Below are 5,783 nucleotides of genomic sequence, written 5' to 3' on the forward strand. Positions count from 1 at the left end.
CTAGAGCGTTTTCGAGCGAAGTGGATACCGGTTCGCGTGAAGAAAACGCGTCGAAACAAGAATCCAGAGCTTCGGTTCTGATTCAATCAGAACCGAAAATGCTCTGGGCGGGATGGCATCGATGGGCTCACCAGCAGCGGAATCCGATCGCCCGACACCGCGACCGGCGGGCCCGGACGAGGCTCGGGCGGCAGCGTTGCGCGCCGCCAACATCAATCCGCGCACCGGGCTTGCCACCGATTACCTCAATCACTTCAACGAAGCCATCATGCTGCTCGAGATGATTCCGGATATGCCGGAATGTGCCGAGGATTTCATGAGCTGGCACCCGCTGACCTATGCCGAGCATTTTACAGCCTCCAACTTCAGGGCGCGCGACCTCGCGATCGCAGCCTACGAATCGGCCGATCCCACGACCCGCGCCGAATTCGACAACATCACGAACACGATGACCTCGATATTGACCGCAGTGAGCGCCGCGATGGGCAAGGTCCGCCAGGACAAGACCCGTGCCAAGCTGGCCGAGCAGGCCACGATCTGGGTCAAGCCGCTGGTCGCCCTCGCCGGCGGCATCATCAATGGCGGCACTGAGGCCGACATCGAGCGCATTATGGCGAGCGAGTAGCCGGGCCTGTTGCAAATTGCACTTTCGCCCTCATGGCCAGGCTTGTCCCGGCCATCCACGTCCTGGAGCCGCGCAGGAAGGCGTGGATGCCCGGGTCAAGCCCGGGCATGACGAACCCTCCGGTTAGACCTTTCGTCACCAATCGGGCATGATCGGCGCCGGTTTTCCTCGGTTTGGATCGCTTCTTGACCTCCCCCGCCCAGCCTGCCCGTCCCCAGCTTGCCGTTTCCGGAGCGATTTTTCGTGACGGCAAGGTGCTTCTGGTTCGCCGCGCCCGCTCGCCCGGCAAGGGCTTCTATTCGCTGCCGGGCGGCCGGGTCGAATTCGGCGAATCCCTGCATACGGCGCTGCACCGGGAGGTCGACGAGGAGACCGGGCTCAAGATCGAGATTGTGGCGCTGGCCGGCTGGCGCGAAGTGCTGCCCGGGCCGACCGGTGGCGGGCATTATCTGATCATGTCGTTTGCGGCGCGATGGGTGGCGCAGGAACCCCACCTGAACGACGAGCATGACGATTTCAAATGGCTCGAGCCCGAGGCGATCGGCAATCTCAAGGTCACCGGCGGCCTGCAGGAGGTGCTTCAGGCCGCCCGGCGGCTGATTTAAAGCCGTATGGGGCGGCTTCCGGCGCCTTGCCTGCAGCACAATCCACGGGCATATGACGCTGCCATGTCGAAATATCTCCTGGCCGCCCTCGTCTTCGTCACGGCGTGCAATCTCTCGCCCGGCCGGGCGGAGGATGCCGCCGCTCCGTTTGACGGCGACCTGCAGCGGCTCGCCGAAATCCTCGGCACCCTGCACTATCTGCGCGGCATCTGCGGCAGCAACGAAGGCGCCAAATGGCGCAACGAGATGCAGGCGCTGATCGACGCCGAAACCCCCTCCGGCGACCGCCGCGCCCGCATGGTCGCGGGCTTCAACCGCGGGTATAACGGTTTCCAGCAGACCTACCGCACCTGCACGCCGGCGGCCGTCGTGGCGATCCGCCGCTACGTCGAGGAGGGCTCGAAGATCTCGCGCGACCTGACCGCGCGCTATGCTAACTGACTGAGCGAATAGACGATCGATTTACCTTAGGCGCCGCCATTAACCCTTCCTAAAGATGTGGCCTAGGCGTGCCCAATCTGCGTGCTACAGCTTTGTGCATGACGTGATTCGCCGTGAATCGCGCCGACATGCCTGTGAGTTTCATGCGCATTCCAGCGTTCTCGATTGCCCGCGATCCCCTGCCTGACCACGAGCAGAAGCAGGCCGCGCTCACCTATCTGAACGAGGCCTGGGCCGAAGCGCGCCATGACGGCATCGACGGCGACTGCCTCGCGCAGGCGAGCCTGTTCGCTGCGCTGGCTGAGCTGGTCGGCACCTATGGCGAGGAAGCGGTGGCGAAGTTCGTCGAAGGGCTGCCGGCGCGCGTGCGCAACGGTGAGTTCTCGCTGGCGCTGGCGCGGCAGTAATTGGCCGTCATCACCCGCCAACGGGTCGGCGCAACGCGCCGCCCCGTTGGCGGGTGACGACAGCGGCTACGCCCTCAACGTCTCCAGAAACCGCACCGGCTCGCCCAGCGACGGCGTCACCACTTCGCCCTGCCACATCACCCGCTTGCCGCGGATGAACGTGCCGACCGGCCAGCCGATGACGCGCATCCCGTCATAGGGCGTCCAGCCGGCGCGCGAGGCGATCCAGTCGTTGGTGATGGTCTCGCTTCGCTTGAGATCGACAATCGTGAAATCGGCGTCATAGCCGGCCGCGATACGGCCCTTGCAGGCGATGTTGAAGAGCCTCGCCGGGCCTGCGCTGGTGAGATCGACGAAGCGCGCCAACGATAGCCGGCCGGCGTTGACGTGATCGAGCATCAAGGGCACCAGCGTCTGCACGCCGGTCATGCCCGAGGGCGAGGCCGGATAGGTCTTCGCCTTCTCTTCCAGCGTGTGCGGGGCATGGTCGGAGCCGAGCACGTCGATGATGCCCTGCTCGATGCCGTACCAGATCCGCTCGCGATGATCGGCCGAGCGCACCGGCGGATTCATCTGCGCGTGGGTGCCGAGCCGCTCGTAGCATTCCGGCGCGGCCATGGTGAGGTGGTGCGGCGTCGCCTCGCAGGAAGCGACATCCTTGTGGTCACGCAGGAAATCGATCTCCTGCTTGGTCGAGATATGCAGCACGTGGATGCGCTTGCCCGTATCGCGCGCGAGCTTGACCAGCCGCTGCGTTGCCATCAGCGCGGCGACCTCGTCGCGCCAGACCGGATGCGAGCGCGGATCGCCCTCGACCCTGAGCGATTTGCGGTCATTGAGGCGATATTCGTCCTCGGCGTGGAAGGCGGCGCGGCGGCGGATCACCTTGAAGATGCGGCTCAGGCTCTCGTCGTCCTCGACCAGCAGCGTGCCGGTGGAGGAGCCGATGAACACCTTGACGCCGGCGCAGCCCGGCGCGCGTTCGAGTTCCGGCAGGTCCTGCACATTCTCCCGGGTGCCGCCGATGAAGAAGGCGAAATCGCAATGCATGCGGTGATGGGCGCGCTTCACCTTGTCAGTGAAGGCCGCTTCCGTCACCGTCAGCGGATCGGTGTTCGGCATCTCGAACACGGCCGTGACGCCGCCCAGCACCGCGCTGCGCGATCCGGTCTCGAGATCTTCCTTGTGGGTCGGGCCCGGCTCGCGGAAATGCACTTGGGTGTCCATCACCCCGGGCAAGACGTGCAGGCCCTTGCAGTCGATCACCTCGTCGGCGGAATCGCAGTTCAGGCCGCCGATCTCGGCGATGCGGCCACTCCTGATGCCGATGTCGCGGACGCCCTCGCCATCCTGATTGACCACGGTGCCGGATTTTAGAATGGTGTCAAAACGCTGATTCATCGCTCCTCGCGCCCGTATCCAAGTCGCCGCCCGGGCCTTGTTCGGCGCAGTTTAGCGCCTTAACTTCGCAGGGGATATCCGCTAGCTCCGTTTCCCAAAGGAACCTTGGAAAAAGGCCGAACAAAGCCGCATGAAAGCAGCATTTCTACCCGATCGGGGCGTGGTCAAGGTGACGGGCGAGGACGCCCGCAACTTCCTCAACGGCCTCGTCACATCAGACCTGACCGACCTCAAGCCGGGCATGGGCCGGTTCGGCGCGCTGCTGACCCCGCAGGGCAAGATCATCGTCGATTTCGTGATCACGGAGGCGCCCGCCGGCCACGGCGGCGGCTTCCTGATCGATGTGCCGCGTGCACTTGCGCAAGCGCTGACCGACAAGCTCCGCTTCTACAAGCTGCGCGCAAAGGTCGCGGTCGAGAACCTCTCCGACGGGCTCGGCGTGCTGGCGGCCTGGGACGGCGAGCCGGCGATGAGGCCCGACCTCTGCTTCGCCGATCCCCGCAACGACGCGATGGGTTTCCGTCTCCTCGTGCCCGAGGATCTGAAAGCGAAGGTTGCTGATCTCATCGGCGCCGACCTCGTCGACAGCGCCGCCTATGAAGCGCACCGCATAGCGAGCGGCATCCCGCGCGGCGGGCTCGACTTCAGCTATGGCGATGCGTTCCCGCACGAGACCAACATGGACCGCCTCAACGGCGTCGATTTCGACAAGGGCTGCTATGTCGGCCAGGAAGTCGTGTCGCGGATGCAGCATCGCGGCACCGCGCGCACGCGCACCGTCAAGATCATCCTGGATGATCTCTCGCCCGAGCCGGGCGCCACGATCCTCGCCGGCGACAAGCAGGTTGGCACCATGGGCTCGGCCGCAGGCGAGATCGGCCTGGCGCTGGTCCGCACCGACCGCGTCGCTGATGCGCTCGATGCCGGGCTTTCGCTCTCCGCCGGCGGCCTCGGTCTGAGGCTGGCCGAGCCTGATGTCGTCCGCGCCGCACCGAAAAAGACCGTCGCATGAGCCGCACTGCACAACTGCATCCCGACGGCAAGACTCGCTGCCCGTGGCCGGGGGAAGACCCGTTTTACGTCGCCTATCACGACGAGGAATGGGGCGTGCCGGAATATGACGACCGCGCGCTTTACGAGAAGCTGATCCTCGACGGCTTCCAGGCCGGCCTCTCTTGGATCACGATCCTGCGCAAGCGCGAGAATTTCCGCAAAGCCTTCGACGACTTCCAGCCCGAGAAAATCGCGCGCTACAACGCCAAGAAAGTGCATGCGCTGATGAACGATGCCGGCATCGTGCGCAACCGCGCCAAGATCGAGGGCACGATCGAAAGCGCAAAGGGCTATCTGAAGATCATGGAAGAAGGCCCGGGCTTCTCGAAATTCCTGTGGAATTTTGTCGACGGCCGGCCCAAGGTCAACGAGTTCAAGACCACGGCGAGCGTGCCGGCCTCGACGCCGCTGTCGATCAAGGTCTCGAAGGAGCTGGCATCGCGCGGCTTCAAGTTCGTCGGCCCGACCATCGTCTACGCCTTCATGCAGGCGACCGGCATCGTCAACGACCATCTCGTCACCTGCTTCTGCCATGAGGCCTGCGGCGGCAAGCATCGCAGCCCGCGCTTCAAAGTGAAATGACCGGAAGATCACCGGCGCCGAAGCAGGACGCGCGGGCCTGGCAGCGCATGCTGTCCGGGCGGCGGCTCGACCTGCTCGACCCTTCGCCGCTTGACATCGAGATCGCCGACATCGCCCATGGGCTCGCCCGCGTCGCCCGCTGGAACGGCCAGACCAGCGGCGCGCATATCTTTTCGGTCGCGCAGCATACGCTCCTGGTCGAGGCGGTAATGCGCCAGCAGATGCCGCGCGCCGATGTCAGCGTGCGGCGCGCGGCGCTGCTGCACGATGCGCCGGAATATGTCATCGGCGACATGATCTCGCCGTTCAAGGCGGTGCTCGGCGGCGACTACAAGACGGTGGAGAAGCGCCTGCTCTCCGCGATCCACATCCGCTTCGGCCTGCCGCCGGTGCTGGCCGACGAGATCACCCAGCAGATCAAGGCCGCCGACCGCGGCGCCGCCTATCTCGAAGCAACCCGCCTTGCGGGATTCTCCGAAGCCGAAGCCGGACGCCTGTTCGGCCGCGATCCCGCACTGCCCGAGGCCACCGAGCGCGACTACCTGACGCCCTGGACCGCGGCAAAAGCCGAGAAGCGGTTCCTCGAACGCTTTAAGGCCGTAGCGGAGTTGGTAAGGTAAGAAGGCAGTCGCACGTTGTTCCCTTCTCCCCTTGTGGGAGAAGGTGGCG

8 protein-coding genes are annotated in these 5,783 nt (G+C 65.0%); 7 read left to right on the forward strand and 1 reads right to left on the reverse strand.

The genetic code is table 11. From position 1 onward, the window contains the following. Positions 1–121: 121 nt before the first annotated feature. The 4 genes from CWO89_RS39955 (at position 122) to CWO89_RS39970 (ending at position 2,078) form a co-directional block, all read left to right on the forward strand. Positions 122–625 (forward strand): hypothetical protein, encoded by a 504-nt coding sequence (locus CWO89_RS39955; RefSeq protein ID WP_165421517.1) that lies wholly within the window; start codon positions 122–124, stop codon positions 623–625. Between the two features lie 185 nt (positions 626–810). After that, positions 811–1,230, forward strand: coding sequence for an NUDIX hydrolase (locus tag CWO89_RS39960; protein ID WP_130583771.1), 420 nt, complete (start codon positions 811–813; stop codon positions 1,228–1,230). A 63-nt stretch (positions 1,231–1,293) separates the two neighbouring features. After that, positions 1,294–1,671 carry a TIGR02301 family protein gene (locus tag CWO89_RS39965; RefSeq protein ID WP_130583772.1) on the forward strand — a complete coding sequence of 126 codons (378 nt, stop codon included), beginning with the start codon at positions 1,294–1,296 and terminating at the stop codon, positions 1,669–1,671. 143 nt (positions 1,672–1,814) lie between these two features. Then, positions 1,815–2,078 carry a hypothetical protein gene (locus CWO89_RS39970; protein WP_130583773.1) on the forward strand — a complete coding sequence of 88 codons (264 nt, stop codon included), beginning with the start codon at positions 1,815–1,817 and terminating at the stop codon, positions 2,076–2,078. Positions 2,079–2,144: 66 nt separating this feature from the next. Here the strand turns inward: CWO89_RS39970 and CWO89_RS39975 are convergent, their stop codons facing one another. Continuing rightward, positions 2,145–3,479 (reverse strand): dihydroorotase, encoded by a 1,335-nt coding sequence (locus CWO89_RS39975; RefSeq protein WP_130583774.1) that lies wholly within the window; start codon positions 3,477–3,479, stop codon positions 2,145–2,147. 130 nt (positions 3,480–3,609) lie between these two features. Between CWO89_RS39975 and ygfZ the strand changes: the two genes are divergently transcribed. The 3 genes from ygfZ to CWO89_RS39990 are packed head-to-tail and all read left to right on the forward strand — an operon-like array spanning position 3,610 to position 5,734. Continuing rightward, on the forward strand, positions 3,610–4,491 hold the full coding sequence (ygfZ, locus tag CWO89_RS39980; RefSeq protein WP_130583775.1) for a CAF17-like 4Fe-4S cluster assembly/insertion protein YgfZ: 882 nt from the start codon (positions 3,610–3,612) through the stop codon (positions 4,489–4,491). Further along, the gene (locus tag CWO89_RS39985; RefSeq protein ID WP_130583776.1) at positions 4,488–5,114 is read left to right on the forward strand and encodes a DNA-3-methyladenine glycosylase I; all 627 of its coding nucleotides are present in this window, start codon (positions 4,488–4,490) and stop codon (positions 5,112–5,114) included. Before ygfZ ends, CWO89_RS39985 begins: the two co-directional genes overlap by 4 nt. Beyond that, positions 5,111–5,734, forward strand: coding sequence for a YfbR-like 5'-deoxynucleotidase (locus CWO89_RS39990; protein WP_130583777.1), 624 nt, complete (start codon positions 5,111–5,113; stop codon positions 5,732–5,734). The genes CWO89_RS39985 and CWO89_RS39990 overlap by 4 nt, the downstream gene beginning before the upstream one ends. Positions 5,735–5,783 lie beyond the last annotated feature (49 nt).

Source organism: Bradyrhizobium sp. Leo170, from assembly GCF_004296405.1.
Classification (GTDB): Bacteria; Pseudomonadota; Alphaproteobacteria; order Rhizobiales; family Xanthobacteraceae; genus Bradyrhizobium.

What these genes read in the sequence shown, in the direction of transcription:
- ygfZ (WP_130583775.1), top strand. Translation starts at nt 3,610, where the DNA reads ATGAAAGCAGCATTTCTACCCGATCGGGGCGTGGTCAAGGTGACGGGC.
- CWO89_RS39970 (WP_130583773.1), top strand. Translation starts at nt 1,815, where the DNA reads ATGCGCATTCCAGCGTTCTCGATTGCCCGCGATCCCCTGCCTGACCAC.
- CWO89_RS39985 (WP_130583776.1), top strand. Translation starts at nt 4,488, where the DNA reads ATGAGCCGCACTGCACAACTGCATCCCGACGGCAAGACTCGCTGCCCG.
- CWO89_RS39990 (WP_130583777.1), top strand. Translation starts at nt 5,111, where the DNA reads ATGACCGGAAGATCACCGGCGCCGAAGCAGGACGCGCGGGCCTGGCAG.
- CWO89_RS39975 (WP_130583774.1), bottom strand. Translation starts at nt 3,479, where the DNA reads ATGAATCAGCGTTTTGACACCATTCTAAAATCCGGCACCGTGGTCAAT.
- CWO89_RS39965 (WP_130583772.1), top strand. Translation starts at nt 1,294, where the DNA reads ATGTCGAAATATCTCCTGGCCGCCCTCGTCTTCGTCACGGCGTGCAAT.
- CWO89_RS39955 (WP_165421517.1), top strand. Translation starts at nt 122, where the DNA reads ATGGGCTCACCAGCAGCGGAATCCGATCGCCCGACACCGCGACCGGCG.